Origin of the sequence: Aequorivita sinensis (assembly GCF_006346335.1) — a bacterium.
GTDB classification, from domain to species: Bacteria; Bacteroidota; Bacteroidia; order Flavobacteriales; family Flavobacteriaceae; genus Aequorivita; species Aequorivita sinensis.
On the sequence record NZ_VDMC01000011.1, the window covers coordinates 63,953 to 81,629 of the forward strand.

Below are 17,677 nucleotides of genomic sequence, written 5' to 3' on the forward strand. Positions count from 1 at the left end.
ATTTTTATTTGAGCAAACAAGTTAATTTTCAATTATTAACATCAAATAATATATGCAATATATCAGAAGTGTAAAATAACTATCTTTACAGTGTTAAAAATAAAATATGAAACTTGAATTAATCCCCCATATAAAACACCTCAATTCTAACAACTTTTTCCTACTTGCAGGACCTTGTGCTATTGAAGGTGAAGAAATGGCAATGCAGATTGCCGAAAAAATTGTAAAAATTACCGACAAGCTTGAAATCCCTTTCATCTTTAAGGGAAGTTTTAAAAAAGCAAACCGAAGTAGGATTGATAGCTTCACAGGAATTGGCGACGAAAAAGCATTGAAGATTCTTAAAAAAGTATCCAACACTTTTAATGTACCAACAGTTACCGATATTCACGAAGTAAGTGATGCAGCAATGGCTGCGGAATATGTTGATGTATTGCAAATCCCTGCATTTTTGGTTCGTCAAACAGACTTAGTTGTGGCTGCTGCTAATACAGGAAAAGTTGTGAATTTGAAGAAAGGACAATTTATGAGTCCTGAGAGCATGAAGCACGCGGTTACTAAAGTTACCGACTCCAATAACGAGCAAGTAATTATTACCGACCGCGGAACGATGTTTGGTTATCAGGATATGATTGTGGACTTTAGAGGAATTCCTACTATGAAACAATACGCGCCAGTAGTTTTAGATGTGACTCACAGTTTACAACAACCAAATCAATCGGCTGGAGTTACAGGTGGACGCCCAGAAATGATTTCTACAATCGCAAAGGCTGGAATTGCAACTGGCGTAGATGGAATATTTATTGAAACCCACTTCGACCCTGCAAATGCAAAAAGCGATGGTGCCAATATGTTAAATCTAAATTTGCTTGAAAAATTGCTATCAGATCTTGTAGCGATTAGAAAAACAATTAACCAACTATAACTGTATTCCTATTTAAGAATAAGGATTAGCTGCAGAAGCTATACATAATTTATAAATAAAATAAAGCGCCCTACCATCTCCTCAAATTGGTAGGGCACTTTTGGCTAAAAATCTTTATAAAAAAGACTCTTACATTTTATATCCAATTCTACGTAACAATTAAGCTATAAGAATTTAGATATGATACTTAATAACTCCCCAATTAAATAAGTATTCAAATATCAGTTTAATTACACATACAAAACAAGAGGTAAATCCCCCTAAATTTCCAATTAACCCCTGATTTTCAATATTTTAATGAAAAAATATACAAAGAGGTCCCTGCTTCACTCGGTAGGTATAAACAAGAAGAAAGATATTTGGTCGATTCACTCGAATATTATTGTTACTGACCTACTTTCATTGAGCAACAAAACATTCCTTTAAAATCAAACGCGAAGTTTCTAAAATAAAAAAGGCTGTCTATTAAAGACAACCTTTTTTTAGAATACTACATATTAACTCCCCAATTAATGTCTAGTGGTACAAAGGTGCTTCATTTGCAATCATCTTACAAGGGGGAAATCCCCCTATTTTGAAAAAAAATGAGAGTTTTTATTTATTCTATTACCTTTATTAGATTTAAAAATTAAAATAATGAGCTTATCATACCGAGAATAAGGAATTTAAAACCCTTATATCGGTCATTGCACTAAGTCGAACTAAATATTTCATTTTGAAAAAATCTAAATATCTTAAAAATTTTCTTATTTTTTTTTGAATTTTTGAGAATTATTATACTTTGCCATTTAATCTTCTTCCTCTAATGATATTTTTTCGAATAGCTGTATTAACCCTATTTCTTACGATAACACATCTCGGCTTTTCGCAAGAAAGACTTGAAGCAAAATTTGGAGAACCCTCAAAAAGTGATTTTGCTTTAAAAATGTATGAAAAAGATACTACTGCAGCTGCTGTTGTACTATATGAACAAGGTTATTATTATTATGATGCCGTTGGTGACCATATTAAATTAATTAAAGAAGTACATAGAAAGATAAAAATTTTTGATTCAAAATCTTATGATTTTGGCACTCAAGAAATTCCACTATACAGTTCTGATGAGGACAGTGAGAAAGTGAAAAACTTTATGGCTTGGACTTATAATGGTAATATTAAAACCAAGGTATCCTCTGATGCAGTATTTATAACCTCTGATCCGGAATTTGGAAAAGTTTTTAAAATTATTTTTCCTAATGTTACAAATGGTAGTATAATAGAATACGTATATAAAATTGAATCTCCTTTTCTATTTAATTTTTATGGATGGCATTTTCAAGGTATGCTACCAAAAATATACAGTGAATTTTTATTTAAAATTCCGCTCAAGTTTCAATTTAATAAGGTGCTATACGGTAAGCAGTCTTTAGATTTAAACATATCGCAGGTTGTAAAGGATTGTTTACAAACAAATTCTAACACATGGATTGCTGCATGCCCCATGACCCTCTATGCAATGATGGATGTGCCAGCGTTTCATGAAGAGGATTATATGCTTTCTACTAAAAATTATGTTTCTAGGATTGAATTTGAACCTAAAGAACTTCTAACTCCATCTGGATGGAGCAGGTCCAAAAAGTTTGCCAAAGAATGGAAAGATGTAGATAAGTTCATAAAAAAAGGAGAAATGGGTAGTCAACTTAAAAATGCTGATTATTTTAAGAAAAACTTACCCGACTCCATACTAACAAAAACAAATGATCTTGAAAAAGCAAAGGCAATTTACAGTTTCATTCAAAACCATTATACTTGGGACGGTACATTTTACAGCTCAGAGACAGAAGTGAAAGACGCATATGATGAAAAAATCGGAAGTGTACCAGAAATTAACCTATCCCTAATTAATGCATTTGAAGCAGCAAATCTGGACGCGAAATTAATGTTATTATCAACTAGAGAAAATGGTCTTCCGACCGCTCTTTATCCAGTGATGACCAAGTTTAATTACACCATTGCGGTGCTTAAACTGGACGGTGAAAAATATTTACTCGATGCCACTAATAAGCAATCACCTTTCGGCATTATTCCTTTTAGAGCATTAAATGTACAAGGCCGCGTAATGGATTTTAAAAAAGGCAGCTATTGGATGCCTATTGAACCTTTCAAAAAAAACGTTCATTTTGTAAATGCTAAAATTACCGCGAATGAAAATGGTAGTTTTAGCGGAATTGTTGACCAAGCAAACTACGGCTACATTGGTTTGGAGAAACGAAATGCTATTGCAGAGGAAACTTTTCAAGAATACAGAAAAACTCAAGAAAATAAAATAGCTGGGATTGAGGTTGAAAACTTTCAAATAGAGGAGCTTAATAATATTGAGAAACCACTTAAAGAAAACTATGAGGTAACTGTTGAACCTGAAATAGTAGGCGACAAAGTAATACTATATCCATTTTTCAATAAAACCTATATTTCTGAAAACCCGTTTAAAATGGAGGAACGCAGCTATCCAATGGACTTTGGGTTTCCATTTACCAATACCTATCTGGTTTCTATAGATTTAGGTGAAGAATATCAGGTAGAACACCTCCCTTCTAGTAGAAGCATAAAACTTCAAGGTGACGATGGCGAATGTTCTGTAACCTATATAGCTGATGGCAACAAAGTGAATATTCGTTTTAATATGAAATTAAATTCATATCGTTATGCTCCCGAAGCATACCCAGCCCTCAAAGAATTTTTTGGCACTATGGTTACCATGCTTAAAGATGAACCCATAATTTTAAAAAAAATATAATCCAACCATTCCTTATAATACCAATATGCCTTACTTCAAACACAGTATCCTAATTTTATTTTTATTTGTTTTCACTTTTACATTTTCACAATCACGAAAAACTGCGGTATTTGGCGAACCTACTTCCGAAGACTTCGAAATAAACTCGTACCATCAAGATCCTGAAGCAGCTGGAGTTGTTCTTTTTGAAAGCGCTAAGAATTATGTAGAACTAGTGGATAATCAGGTGAAACTAATTAAAGAGGTTCACGTAAAAACAAAAGTGTTTGACATTAGTAAATTCGATCAAGCGACAGTAAGAATACCATTTTACAACAAAAAGAATAACAGTGAGAAGGTCACTAAGATTACCGCGATAACCCATAATGGTGCTGTAAAAACATTTGTAAGTGATAAGGATATTTTTACTACAGATGAAACCCCCAAATGGTCGATTAAAAAATTTACTTTCCCAAACATACAGAACGGTAGTATTTTAGAATATACCTACCGAGTAGAATCTACTTACTTTTCAAATATTCGAGGTTGGAAATTTCAAGGACCACTTCCGAAATTATACGTAGAACTGTATACCGACATTCCTGGTAATTTTAAATACAATAGAACGCTTTACGGAAATCTACCTTTATATATTAATGACGCAATTAAATCTAAAGCCTGCTTCTCTATTGAAGGCTTTGATGTTCACGCCGATTGTGAAAAAGCGACTTACGCTATGATAAATGTACCAGCCGTAAAAGAGGAGAAGTTTATGCTTTCTCCCGACAACTATTTAGCTAGCATGAAATATGAGCTTATTGAATTTGTAGACTTTAACCGAACAGTTCACCGATATACCAATGAATGGAAAGATGTAGATAAACATTTTCAATATGATAAAGATTACGGACGACAACTTAAGCATTCCAAGTTTTTTAAAAATGAACTTCCAGCTTCCCTATTTTCAAAGCAAGATAAGGTGGAAAAGGCAAAAGACATTTACTACTACATTCAAAGCAATATGAATTGGAATGGGCGATATGGGTATTCGGAAGAAGTGCGCGTTAAAGATGCTTTTAATGAAAAATCTGGAAACAGTCATGAGATTAATTTCGCTCTATACAACGCACTTGATGCAGCAGGTCTGAATGTAAATACAATGCTTATTTCTACACGAGATTACGCCCTCCCTACAAAGCAATACCCTGTAATTGCCGATTTTATTTATGCAATTGTAGTCTTAGAAATTCAAGGTAACAAGTACTTTCTAGATGCGACAGACAAATTCACACCCTTTGGCGTCTTACCCTTCCGCGCTCTTAGCACAGAAGGGCGTTTAATGGACTTTAACAAAGGTAGTTATTGGGAAAAAATCATTCCTTTTAACAAAAACCTGCATTATGTAAATATGCAACTTACTGCAGACGAATCTGGATTATTCACCGGGAAAGCAAGTCAAGTCTCTACAGGATATGTATCGGTTGTAGAGCGAAAAGAGTACAACGATTACAGAAAAGATATAATCGACAGAAAGAAACAAAGTAGAAATGAAAGCTTGGAAATTTCAGATCTTAAAATTGAAAATGAAAAAGACTTAGACAAGCCGTATAAAGAGACCTTTAAATTAGCGCTTCACGAACAGCCAATAGCAGATAATCTTTTTCTATATCCGTTTTTAATGGAAACATATTTTGGTGAAAATCCTTTTGTGAAAAGAGAAAGAATTTTCCCTATAGATTTTGGTTTTCCCGTAATGAACAATTACTTAATAGCTATAGATGTCAACGATCAGTATAAAATTGAAAAAGTTCCTGCCAATAAGATTTTAAAACTTCCAGAAAATGATGGCGAGTTTTCAGTGGTTTACGATGTTTCAGGGAGTAAAATAAATATCAGACTTAGCGTAAAGCTGAACAATCCAAGTTTTGCTCCAGAAGCTTATAAATCACTACAAGAATTTTTTACTGAACTAATTAAAGTTCAAAACGAAGAGCCTATTCACTTAAAAAGAATTTAACTTTCAATAGTAATAAACCACTATTAATCCCGATTTTTTTCTTGTATTTTACGAATTATTGCTGTTGAAGTACGTCTCGGTAGAAAGCGAGGAAGTCTAGATAGAAACCTATTAATTTTACCTGGAACTGCCACAACTTTTCCCTTGAGCATTGCTTCATAACCATATTTAGCTACCTCTTTAGGACATCCAATATTAAATTTAATTTTATTATTCGATACATCTGCACCATTTGAAACTACTTGTTGAAATGATGTATTGGTTTGTCCAGGACATAAACAAGTAACCGTAACCCCTGAACCCTTTAGCTCATTGGCAATAGCTTCTGAAAAGGAAAGTATATACGCTTTTGATGCATAATACAAAGACATTAAAGGCCCAGGCTGAAATGCTGCAAGAGAGGACATGTTTAAAATTTTCCCCTCACCTCTTTCAAGCATTCCTTTTAAAACTAACTTGGTTAAATGTGTTGTAGTCATCACGTGAAGGTTTAGCATATCCATTTCACGCTGCCAATCGGTATTGCTGAAAGTTCCAAATATTCCAAAACCTGCATTATTGATTAATACGTCTATAGGTTTGCCTTGAGTAGCTTCAAAAATTTGTTCTGCAACATTACTCTTACTCAAGTCCTTTACAATAAGTTGAATTTCTGAAGCGTATTGACTTGCGAGATTTTCTTTAGCTTGTTGCAGTTTGTCAGCATCAATATCTGCTAAAATTAAATCATACCCATCCTTTGCTAATAATAAAGCAAGTTCGTATCCCAAGCCAGAAGCAGCTCCTGTTACAATTCCTATTTTTTTATCTCGTTCAATAATTTAGAATTTTTTTGCAATTATGTAAATGAGTATCTACTCAACACCATTTACATAATCTTTTAGGTACTCAAAATTTGAAGTAAGTTTTCCGTCGCCGGTTGTCATTTGCGAACGTTTCAAAATACCATCCTTATCGTTATTAAAAAACGCTGGTATTACGTGTTCAAAAAACATTTCGCCAAAACCTTCACTTGCATTTTTAGGTAATTCGCAAGGTAAGTTATCTACAGCCATTACAGCTATAGATCCAGGAGCGCCTAATTTAGTTTCACTTTCGGTTATAGGGTCATATCCATAAAAAGGGTCTGCGATTGTAGAAGCTCGAATCGTACAAGCAACAGGACCATCGATGTCACAAGAAACATCAGCGACAAAGTTGATTTTAAATTCAGGGTTTCTAGCATCTTCTCTAGTAAAAAGATATGGAGCATTATTTCCATAGAAGTGTCCAGAAATAAACATATCGCTCACTTTTGCATATTTCATAAAATCACTTTCATAACCTGAAGGATCTTTATAAAATTCCCTTTTATTGAACTCACCCCCATCTTTACGTTTATTGTATTCAGAAACATCAATCAAACAATAAACAGGCTCATCAAATTCTTTCGTAAGGTAATCTTCATCACTTACTTCACGAATTTTTAAATGGTCTAAAACTCTTTTTGCTCCTTTAGTTACTTTACCTGTTCCTGAAAGAACAATTTTCATATTCGGGATGGTAATTTTATCCAATTCTGCTTTTACAGCTTTTAAATCTGGCAGGTTTTCAACTTTAGGTAAATCGTATAAATTATCGCGTAAACCTAAGCCTCTAATACCATTATAAGCACCAACTAGTCCAGCGTAATAACCAAATCCAATTAATCGCTTATTAGATTTATTTACTATAGTTTCATGATCGAACATTTCTATATTTTTCTCCAACATAGCCTTTAATAGCTTACGATTATACGGCTGCTTTTTAATAGTATGACTGAAGTAGAAATATTTTTTATTAGGAATTAATGCCTCTACGGGAACTTCCTTTACACCCAACATTACATCTGCCTCTGACACATCCTCTAGAACTTCAAATCCTGCATTGCGGTAGGCCTCATCAGGAAAAATACGAACATCTGAAGATTCCACGATAATTCGTGCATCGGGAAACTCTTTTATGACTTCTTGACATTTTTCTGGTGAAAAAACTACGCGACGGTCTGGCGGATTCTTACGTTCTTTTATAATAGCAAAGGTTATTGGCATTTTGGTATATTTTTTGAACAAATGAGTATTGGAATTTATAGGAACGCAAATGTAATAGATTTCTTGTATCTTTGCACGTTTGTTAGTAGCTAGATGATAGAGAAAATGTAGCGTAAACGTTGTTTATTTCTGTTAATTATCTGAAAATCACTGACAAATAAATGGGGCCGACTGGTTTTGACAGCGGGTCTAATTGTATTGTAAGCATGCCGAGCGCTGGGATATAGCTCGTAAATATCATATTTCACACTTTTTAAACGGCGAGAATAACTACGCCCTAGCTGCATAATCCGAATCATAGTAGGATGTGCCTCGGCCCACAAGGTGGGCAAGCAGGAAGTCACTCAACGGCCTTGGTTTACGGCGGTTGATTTAGTGGCTTCGTAAAAGTAAACCTAGCGATGCTAGTGCTTTGATGGCATCGTGAAGCTCAAGTAAAGATAAGGAGTGCGTTGGTAGTTTTCGACCGGCAATCTCACGAAAATCTAAATGAAAACTAAGCATGTAGAAAGCATTATGGTTGCACGTTTGGACGGGAGTTCGAATCTCCCCGGCTCCACTGATCACATAGAAAACCACGCCAATAGGCGTGGTTTTGTTGTTTTATGGAGAAATTGAGCTCGCTCAAAATTTCAGAATAAAATTACAAAGCAAGGACGCAGTCCGTGGTTTTCTATTTGCAGGACTGGTGCCTATGGAGATCACATTTTTTATTGTAACCTCCCCGGCTCCACTGATCACTTAGAAAACCACGCCAATAGGTATGGTTTTGTTGTTTTATGAAGAAATTGAGCTGGCTCAAAATTTCGGAATAAAATAACAAAATAACTACGCAGTACGTGGTTTTCTATTTGCAGAACTGGTGCCCATGGAGATCACATTTTTTATTGTAATCTTTTCGGTTACACAATAAAAAATTACGAAAACAATAGTTCTAATGTTTAAGGCAGATACTCTTCAACCAACAACTTTACTCCAGTTGTAGCTTTCTCCTGTAGTACTAATAAATTTATACCTTTTTCCACATCAGGCTTTATATCAATATAAACTGTTTGAGCATCTACAGGAACAGACAGTAACAATGATCCCGCTGGTTGCACTACCATTGAAGTACCAACAATTACAAACAAATCTGCCGTTTCAGCTATTGTAATGGCTTTCTCAATTTCAGCAACTTCTTCCCCAAACCATACTATATGTGGTCTTAATTGACCTCCATCGGCTGCCAAATCACCAAGTTGAATATCTTTAGTGTACGGGTAAATATGGTTTTTATCTTTAATGCTTCTACATTTGGTCAGTTCACCATGCAAATGCAAAACATTTGTAGAGCCAGCTCTTTCGTGTAGGTTGTCTACATTTTGTGTAATAACAGACACTTCATACCTATCTTCTAATTCAGCAATTAATTTGTGCGCTAAGTTTGGTTGAGCTTTTTCAACCTCTCTTCTTCTTTCATTATAAAAATCCAATACAAGTTGTGGGTTTTTGTTAAACCCTTCTATAGAGGCTACTTCTTCAAGCTTATGGTTAGACCAGAGTCCGTTATTGTCTCTAAATGTAGGAATGCCACTTTCTTTACTAATCCCTGCACCGGTAAAAAATACTATGTGATGTTTGTGCTTCATAAGTTTGGTTTTCTATATGGTTATTACTTTTTTCCCTATTAATTTTATCTTCTTAACAAACGAGAATGATTTACCATCGTAAATAGCACTGTAATCTAAATCCCTTTTTAATAGCTCATCCTGAAGTAGCATTATATCGCTTTGCATTTCAATGCTGAAATGCGTTCGCCCAACGTACGTATTAAACAATTCGATAAGACCTATTTCGTCAAGTTCAATCAGTTTCTTCATATATTTTAATCTAGACTCTGGAATAGCCCCATGTTTCATTTTGATATTTCTTAATACAGATTGCTCTGCCTTCTGTACACCTATTTCTTTCCATACATTAAATTTAACGATTGGAAAATCAACCTCTCGAACCTCCTTCTCAACCTTTTCCTTATACCAGACGAAGTTCCCATCAGCATTTATTAAACTGCCTAACCAAGGAATATTTTTACAAGTAGGGTGAGGCTGATTAAGGTAAGGTGAATATGTATCTCCAGCACCATGTATTAACTCTTCATCAGCAAATACATAATCCCGTTTATTTACAAAACCCAAAGGGCGAAGCCGATTTTCAACAATTTGTATAAGGTTGTAAGGTGGAGAGACCATCTCAGCTACAACTAATAGTTTCCCATTAGTCTGTCCATTTAAATCAAACTTTGTAATAAAATCTTTCAATGTTCCAAACTTCTTGTTGACCGAGGCTACATTTATTATTAGACTTGAAAAGACGATGGGCATCTGGTCGTTATCTAAAAACTCTTGCCTGTTTTCCAATGTATTATTATTATTTCTCATAAATTCAAGTTTATTCCATCAAACAAATTTCATCACATTTAAATGCCCCATACTTTTTATAATACTGGCTTTCTCTATTCCACAATACAATATACTTAGCACGTGTTTGAATTCTAAAAGAACCTTTACTCGAAATCAAACTAAATCCTTTTCCAGAGAATTTAAATTCTTCATCAAAATACCAAATCTCATAGGGTGATACATTGGTGAAATCTAATAAAGCCACGACATTCTCAGCAGGTAAACATAACAAATAAGGAAATCTATCTTGTGTAATGATTTCTGATACATCAATAAAATCTTTTTCTATAGAAGAGAAAATCACATCAATTGGTTGTGAGATTTTTGAATTGCTTAAATTGACATTAGTGGGATTCATATTATTTATTAATTATAAGTTGTGGAGGTGATAGTTGGTGGTAATCTTTCACCTTAATAATTCTTGTATTTTTTAAGGTTGCTATATATCGTTTAAACTTTCCTACATCCGTAAATGATAAACGTTCGAATTGTTCCTCCTTATTCCTTTGAAAAAGAAACCACCCATTTCTGGTATATCTTCAATTAAATCAAAAGCGAGACAGTCTTTAGGAAGATTTTCGAAGATTAAAGTGAACGAGAAAATTGTCCCAGGCTTAACAAAGCACCAGTTAGGATATACTGCGATATTTTCACTAAAAAGCATTTTAGACTTCCTTGCAGTCTGATGGCATTTTAGGTAAGTGTTATTCCAAATTCGCAATCTTTGAACATCGCGATATGGACCTAAATCGATATGAATAATTACCTGAGATTCCGTATCTGTTTGTGTAGCAAATTTTTTCTTTATCTCCTTGGCGATTTGAATTTTTGGGTCTTCTATTTCTAGGCTTAAATTTGGAATTCCAGAGCCTTCATTAATGTTTAAAATAGTGTCTTTGAAATCAATTGGTGTTTTATTAAACCTCCTAATAATTGCTTTACGAATAGCTATTAAACGTAAAGCTTGTAAATGTACGCCCTCAATATTGGCTGTATGCGCACTTTTGTAATTGTCTATGAGTTCTTCATCAGACAAGTTTTCAAAAACTTCTAAGAAGTTTGAGATATGCAGTTCTCTCTCTCTTCTGCTTGATAAAAGATGTTCCATAATAGATTTAATTAAAAAATTAAACCATTACAAAAAAACAAATGAAATGTGTAGGATAACATATTTTTCCTGGACCGGCTCATCGTTTTAGCACCTTCGCCTGTTTGGGCAGGTTGCTGTTTCAATTAAGAAACTCGTAATGATACTACATAAATACAATTTATTTTTAAATAAGACAAGAATAAATTATGATTTTATCAATATACAATGAAACCAGTTTCATATAATACACATAGCTATAGCGGCGTATATAAATTTTTTGTGTTTTATTATATACTCAAAACCCAAGATAATAGTTGAGCCAGTTTGAAGTGCCGTTGCAGATATAATAAAGTATCTTGTAAAGTAAAAAATCACTTTTCAATTACAACAAAGAAGTGAGTCGCAAAATGTATTCAATAGAAACTCCAATCATCAACTTATTCCTAAGCCAATAACCGATTTCTCTAATAATCACCGAGTCGATATCTTAGAAATAAACTAAATTTTTATGACGTCAGATTTTCCTGAAAAAGAAATTGATCTAAAAAATTACTGCTTAGAAGCTTTTCTACTTCCTTCATACATTTCATAACGCACAAGTTTGGATTCTAATTTCCCGTTGAACAACTTAATTTTTCTGGAAGGCCGAAGTCCAACAAATTTAAGTGCTTCCATATTTGAAGTAATCATCCAAGCCTGAGTTCCAGGATAGCCACGTTTTAATGTATTCCCGATAGAGCTATAAAACTCCTGAACATCATTCACAGATATTCTTTCATCATAAGGCGGGTTGAAAACCATATACAACGACTTTTCTCCCTGTTTTTCACTTTCAAAAAAATCTTGTTGTCTTACCTCAATAAATTCTTGAAGATTTGCACTTTTTATATTCTCCTTAGATTTATGAACAGCAACAGGATCAGAATCGAAACCATAAATTTTATGAGGGAAATCACGAACTTTTTTAAGAGCTGCTTCTTCTATTTTCTCATATAAATCTACATCAAAGTCTGGCCAAGTTTCAAAACCAAATTCCTCACGATTTAGATTAGGTGGAATATTACATGCTATCATTGCAGCTTCAGTCAACATAGTTCCACTCCCACACATTGGATCTAAAAAGTCACACTGCCCTTGCCAACCAGATAGCATTAAAATACCTGCAGCTAAAACTTCATTTATTGGAGCAAGAGTACTTTCTACTTTATAACCACGTTTGTGTAATGACTCTCCAGAACTGTCTAATGAGATAGTACAGATATTACGATCAATATGTACATTTATTCGTAAGGTAGGGTGGTCTAAATCTACATCTGGCCTAACACCTTCCCTATCTCGAAAACGATCTACAATAGCATCTTTGGTCTTTAAAGCGATATATTGAGAATGTGTAAATACATCTGAAAAAACAGTAGCATTAACTGCTAACGAACCTTTTACGTCCATATAGTTTTCCCATGGCATCTCATAAACTTTTTTGTATAAATCTTCTTCTGTGAAAATATTAAAGGCTGTAATTGGCTTCAGAATTTTAATTGCAGTACGGCAGCATAAGTTTGCTTTATACATAAAGCCAGTGTCTCCTTCAAAGGAAACATTTCGGGTCCCTAATTCAATAGAAGACGCTCCTAATTGACGAAGTTCCTGAGCCAGTAGCTCTTCCATCCCGAAAAGGGTCTTAGCTACCATTTTAAAATTCTTTACCATAATATATAATCAGTTTTACTGCAAAAATACAGTATTTTAGCAGTGCGAAACGATAACTATGCAAAAAGAAAAAAACAATTGGTACGCTTCCTGGTTTAACACGCCATATTACCATATTCTCTATAAAGATAGAGACCACCGAGAAGCGGCGTTGTTTATGAACACGCTTACTAATTATTTAAAATTAAAAGAGAACGACAGTATTCTAGATCTGGCCTGTGGGAAAGGCAGACATTCAAAATATTTATATCGACAAGGGTTTAATGTAACAGGAGTAGATCTTTCTGAAGAAAGTATTGCTTATGCTAAACAATACGAAAAACCCAGGCTCCATTTTGAAGTCCACGATATGTGTTTACCATATCCCAAAAAGTTTGACGCTGTATTTAATCTTTATACAAGTTTTGGTTATTTTGAAAAAGAAGAAGATAACTTAAGAACAATTAAAGCAATAAAATCTGAATTAAAATCGAATGGATATGGGGTTATAGACTTTTTAAACGTCGATTTAGCTATAAAAAAATTAGTTCCTTCAGAAAAAAAAGAAATTGGTGGAATCTTATTTGATATTGAAAAATATGTTGAAGATGGTTATATCATAAAAAATATCCGATTCAATGATGAAGGAGATGACTATTATTTTACTGAAAGAGTAAAAGCATTAAGATTAGAAGACTTTCAAGACTACTTTGAGAAGGCAGGAGTAACGTTAAAAGCAGTTTTTGGAGATTACAAACTCAATAAATTTGATGAAAACACCTCAGAAAGATTAATCCTGATTTTTAACTAATGAATTATATTTTACTTTTTTTAGCCGTAGTAATAGGTTACATAGTCGCACTTTTCTTAAAGAAAAAGGAAATGCGCAATATGGAAGTTTTTCTAGCTTTTAGCGGTGGATTTCTTTTATCTATAACAGTTTTTGAATTGTTACCACACGTATTTGAAGACCATTCTAAAAGTATTGGAGTATATATAATGCTCGGAATACTCTTGCAGCTATTTCTAGAATTCTTCTCTAAAGGTGCAGAACACGGACACATTCATCTTCATTCAGAAAACAAACATTTTCCTTGGGTCCTTTTTATTAGTTTAGGCATACATGCCTTTATGGAAGGTTTTCCAATTTCTGAAGAAAACAATTTATTAACGGCTATTATTATTCATAAGGTGCCTGTTGCCATCATTCTATCCTTCTTTTTTATAACCGCTGGGTATAAAAGAACGACTACATTGTTATTCCTATTCTTTTTTGCCTTAATGACGCCTCTAGGGAACTATCTCTCGACTCATTACGACTTCTTCCATCAATACGAAACACCAATCACAGCGATTGTGATAGGGATCTTTTTACACGTTTCAACAACAATACTTTTTGAAAGCTCTAAAAACCATAAATTCAATCTTTCTAAAATGACAGCAGTTATCCTAGCTGTAATCATTGCTTATTTTATTTAATTTACTTTAGAAGTATTGGCTTGAGGTTTCCGTGCCTATCTCGAGTTGAAGTGCATTGGCAACCATTCGTAAGTCGCTATAAGTGAATTTATCATCAATTTAGCTTTTTAAATCGCCAAAACCCTTGTAGTCTTCGGTTTCCATTATTTTTTTGAGTTCGAGGTACTTTTCCACAGGCATTAATTCGGTGATTCCAATTTCACCCGTAGCAAGAAAAGTGCTGAGATGCCTTTCAATAGTTCCTACGGTAAAACCTCGTTCTTTAGCAATTTCGGCAATGCTCATTCCCGATTTGAATAAGTTGAAGGAGATTTGTTGTGTTTTACTTTTTTTAGGAACCAATTTGATTTCATTTTTTGGCTCCATTGCGTTTTCTTCGCAGTAATTATTAATTACTTCCAGGATTGCCGCACCGTATTTTTTAAGTCTAACTTTTCCGATGTCGGATATTTGTCGCAGTTGATTTACGTTTGTGGGAAATACTTCGCACATTTCATAAAGCGCTTTTTGGGTAAAAACTTGATAGGGAGGAATACCTTCTTGTTCCGAAAACATGGTGCGGAGTTCTCGCAGTAATTCAAATAATTTATTATTTTCAGTTGAAGCGTTAAAGTCGGATTTTTTGCGTTTTGGTTTTTCTACTTCCTGTAGTGCAGCTTTAGCCCGCAAATTGAGGTATTTCGAAGTATTGAAACCATCTTTTAAACCTTTAAAGCAATACTGTTTTACAACTATCAATTCTTCCAAATTATTAAGCTGATTTGTAATATCTTCTTTAATTGCTTTATTATCTGTGGCAAAATTTAAGTCGGCTAAAGGTTTTATAATAAAATCTTGCAAGTGTTTTTCAAAATAAAAAACTGCCTTTTTAAAGCGTTCCTGTAACTGAACATTATTTTCTGGAGCCTCGTGTTCACTTAGATTTTTTAATTGAATTTGGAAGTTCGTATTAACTTTTAAAAGCTCGGTCACTCCTTTTTCTTTTAAAATGGTTAATTGATCGAGTAAATTTCCGTTAATGCTGTCTTTATTTTTAAAGTAGATATCTATAATTCTGCCAATCGGATGTAGAAAAGGATGGAAATTAAAAATGTCGTTAATCAAGTTAAGTTGATACGCTATCTGCGAAGTTTCTAAAATAGAAGCATCTGGCTGGTTCTCTTCGGCATTTTTACTAAAGGAAGCAACTTCCAGATTGTTGATAATGCTTTTTCGAGAGAACGGACCGGTTAAAACGATTCCTTCCAAAGTTTTGCACCGGCTTAAAGCTACATAGGTTTGTCCGTGTGCGAATGCTTCTTGGGCATCGATAATTACTTTTTCAAAAGTGAGTCCCTGACTTTTATGAATAGTTATAGCCCAAGCCAAACGCAGCGGAATTTGTGTAAATGAACCAATTTCATCTTCCATTATTTCCTTTGTCTCTGGATTTATGGAGTATTGAATATTCTTCCATATTTCTGGGCTAGTAACAATATCAAATTCATCCCCGGGGCATCGCACTAGTACTTCATCTTCGTCTAAATCGACCACAGTACCAATCTTTCCATTGAAATAACGCTTTTCCGGAGAGCTGTCGTTTTTAACGAACATAACTTGCGCCCCAACCTTTAGCTTCAGCTCTAAATGGGTAGGATAGGTATATTCGGGAAACTTTTCTTCTACTTCTGCTTCGTAGATGAAGCTTTTCTCTTTTAGCTTTTTCAATTCTGCAGCATTTATTCTGTCAGCTCTATTGTTATGGGTGGTCAAAGTAATATACCCAGTGCTGTCTTGTGTAGAAAAATCGGGAATATACCGTTTGTTGAGTATTTCGGAAGATTCGTGAGTCAAGGAATTATTTCTAATTTCGTTTAATATTTTTATAAAATCCTCACTTTCCTGTCTGTAGATGTGTTTCAATTCAATGGTAAGCGCATTCGATTGTTGAAACGAATTGCTTCCAAAGAAAAATCCTGTATTGTAGTATTGTTTTAAGAGCTGCCATTCATCGTTTTTAATTACTGGCGAAAGCTGTTGCAAGTCGCCAATCATCAAAAGCTGGGCGCCACCAAAGGGTTTGCTTCTATCTCTAAACCTGCGCAAAACTTGGTCTATGCCATCGAGCAAATCGGCACGTACCATACTTACTTCATCGATAACTAACAAATCTAAAGACTTAATAATATTGATTTTCTTTTTACTGAATTTTTTAGAGAAAGAATTGCTTTGCGCATTTGCAGACTCGGGCAAGATGGGACCAAATGGCAACTGAAAAAAGGAATGAATAGTCACCCCTCCGGCATTGATAGCCGCCACTCCGGTGGGTGCTACAACTGCCATTCTCTTTAAGGAACCCGTTTTTAATCTATGTAGAAACGTAGTTTTTCCCGTCCCTGCTTTCCCGGTCAGAAAAATATTCCTATCGGTATAATTGACGAAGTTCCAAGCCAGATCGATTTCAGGATTTTCAATCATAACTAAAAATTGTGGAGGAGATTAGTGTATTTGGGTTATTAAATATAATAAATATAGCGTGGAAATAAAATTGGTAATTAAAATCTACAGGTTATAGGTTACATCAATATTAATTTAGCCTTGAAACAATTAATAAGTAGAAATCAGTTTTACAGTCCTAAAAGATTAAATCGGTAATTTGTTATTTCAGTTCAGGGCAAAAAAAGCTTTAATCACCTCCAATACTAAAAGGTTTCAAAAAAAGGAAGGCGGCTTGAGGAGTTAAAAACGGTTCTTGCGGGGTTACTTAGGTGACGCTGCAATCACCACCCACACTGTGAGCGAGTAGGACGTTTTGAGTTTAGGGCAAAAGAAGCCTTAATCACCTCCAATACTAAAAGGTTTCAAAAAAAGGAAGGCGGCTTGAGGAGTTAAAAACGGTTCTTGCAGGGTTACTTTGGTAACGCTGCAATCACCACCCACACTGTGAGCGAGTGGGACGTTTTGAGTTTAGGGCAAAAAAAGCTTTAATCACCTCCAATACTAAAAGGTTTCAAAAAAAGGAAGGCGGCTTAAGGAGTTAAAAACGGTTCTTGCAGGGTTACTTGGGTAACGCTGCAATCACCACCCACACTGTGGGCGAGTAGAAAGTTTTGAATTTAGGGCAAAAGAAGCCTTAATCACCTCCAATACTAAAAGGTTTCAAAAAAAGGAAGGCGGCTTGAGGAGTAAAAACGGTTCTTGCAGGGTTACTTTGGTAACGCTGCAATCACCACCCACAC

The 17,677-nt window shown here is 34.5% G+C and carries 13 protein-coding genes, 1 other RNA gene and 1 riboswitch; of the genes, 6 read left to right on the plus strand and 8 right to left on the minus strand.

Features of this window, described 5'->3' with window-relative positions:
* Positions 1-106: 106 nt before the first annotated feature.
* The 3 genes from kdsA (at position 107) to FHP04_RS11335 (ending at position 5,697) form a co-directional block, all read left to right on the plus strand.
* Positions 107-925: a 3-deoxy-8-phosphooctulonate synthase gene (kdsA, locus tag FHP04_RS11325; protein ID WP_139856255.1), complete on the plus strand. Its 819-nt coding sequence runs from the start codon at positions 107-109 to the stop codon at positions 923-925.
* An 805-nt stretch (positions 926-1,730) separates the two neighbouring features.
* Complete coding sequence (locus tag FHP04_RS11330; protein WP_139856256.1) at positions 1,731-3,701, plus strand: DUF3857 domain-containing protein; 1,971 nt, start codon at positions 1,731-1,733, stop codon at positions 3,699-3,701.
* A gap of 25 nt (positions 3,702-3,726) precedes the next feature.
* Positions 3,727-5,697 carry a DUF3857 domain-containing protein gene (locus FHP04_RS11335; protein ID WP_139856257.1) on the plus strand — a complete coding sequence of 657 codons (1,971 nt, stop codon included), beginning with the start codon at positions 3,727-3,729 and terminating at the stop codon, positions 5,695-5,697.
* A gap of 23 nt (positions 5,698-5,720) precedes the next feature.
* Here FHP04_RS11335 and FHP04_RS11340 read toward each other — a convergent pair whose 3' ends face one another.
* Both FHP04_RS11340 and FHP04_RS11345 read right to left on the minus strand, forming a co-directional pair.
* Positions 5,721-6,518 carry an SDR family NAD(P)-dependent oxidoreductase gene (locus FHP04_RS11340; RefSeq protein WP_139856258.1) on the minus strand — a complete coding sequence of 266 codons (798 nt, stop codon included), beginning with the start codon at positions 6,516-6,518 and terminating at the stop codon, positions 5,721-5,723.
* A gap of 33 nt (positions 6,519-6,551) precedes the next feature.
* The gene (locus FHP04_RS11345; RefSeq protein WP_139856268.1) at positions 6,552-7,760 is read right to left on the minus strand and encodes an NAD(P)-dependent oxidoreductase; all 1,209 of its coding nucleotides are present in this window, start codon (positions 7,758-7,760) and stop codon (positions 6,552-6,554) included.
* 169 nt (positions 7,761-7,929) lie between these two features.
* Between FHP04_RS11345 and ssrA the strand changes: the two genes are divergently transcribed.
* Positions 7,930-8,328: a transfer-messenger RNA gene (ssrA, locus tag FHP04_RS11350) on the plus strand.
* A gap of 379 nt (positions 8,329-8,707) precedes the next feature.
* On the opposite strand, the gene FHP04_RS11355 is transcribed toward ssrA, so the two are convergent.
* From FHP04_RS11355 to FHP04_RS11375, 5 genes are all read right to left on the minus strand, one after another.
* The gene (locus tag FHP04_RS11355) at positions 8,708-9,394 is read right to left on the minus strand and encodes an SIR2 family NAD-dependent protein deacylase (protein WP_139856259.1); all 687 of its coding nucleotides are present in this window, start codon (positions 9,392-9,394) and stop codon (positions 8,708-8,710) included.
* A gap of 12 nt (positions 9,395-9,406) precedes the next feature.
* On the minus strand, positions 9,407-10,126 hold the full coding sequence (locus tag FHP04_RS11360) for a hypothetical protein (RefSeq protein ID WP_139856260.1): 720 nt from the start codon (positions 10,124-10,126) through the stop codon (positions 9,407-9,409).
* A gap of 67 nt (positions 10,127-10,193) precedes the next feature.
* On the minus strand, positions 10,194-10,562 hold the full coding sequence (locus FHP04_RS11365) for a hypothetical protein (RefSeq protein ID WP_139856261.1): 369 nt from the start codon (positions 10,560-10,562) through the stop codon (positions 10,194-10,196).
* A 102-nt stretch (positions 10,563-10,664) separates the two neighbouring features.
* Positions 10,665-11,312 (minus strand): hypothetical protein, encoded by a 648-nt coding sequence (locus FHP04_RS11370; RefSeq protein ID WP_139856262.1) that lies wholly within the window; start codon positions 11,310-11,312, stop codon positions 10,665-10,667.
* Between the two features lie 52 nt (positions 11,313-11,364).
* Positions 11,365-11,460, minus strand: a riboswitch (SAM-I-IV-variant riboswitch).
* Between the two features lie 383 nt (positions 11,461-11,843).
* Entirely contained in the window at positions 11,844-13,001 is a 1,158-nt protein-coding gene (locus tag FHP04_RS11375; RefSeq protein WP_139856263.1) for a THUMP domain-containing class I SAM-dependent RNA methyltransferase, read from the minus strand.
* A 58-nt stretch (positions 13,002-13,059) separates the two neighbouring features.
* Between FHP04_RS11375 and FHP04_RS11380 the strand changes: the two genes are divergently transcribed.
* Both FHP04_RS11380 and FHP04_RS11385 read left to right on the plus strand, forming a co-directional pair.
* Positions 13,060-13,791, plus strand: coding sequence for a class I SAM-dependent methyltransferase (locus FHP04_RS11380; protein WP_139856264.1), 732 nt, complete (start codon positions 13,060-13,062; stop codon positions 13,789-13,791).
* A complete protein-coding gene (locus FHP04_RS11385) occupies positions 13,791-14,459 on the plus strand; it encodes a ZIP family metal transporter (RefSeq protein WP_139856265.1) in 669 nt (222 codons plus the stop codon). Before FHP04_RS11380 ends, FHP04_RS11385 begins: the two co-directional genes overlap by 1 nt.
* Before the next feature lie 99 nt (positions 14,460-14,558).
* Here FHP04_RS11385 and FHP04_RS11390 read toward each other — a convergent pair whose 3' ends face one another.
* Positions 14,559-16,916 carry an HRDC domain-containing protein gene (locus FHP04_RS11390; protein ID WP_139856266.1) on the minus strand — a complete coding sequence of 786 codons (2,358 nt, stop codon included), beginning with the start codon at positions 16,914-16,916 and terminating at the stop codon, positions 14,559-14,561.
* Between the last annotated feature and the right edge of the window lie 761 nt (positions 16,917-17,677).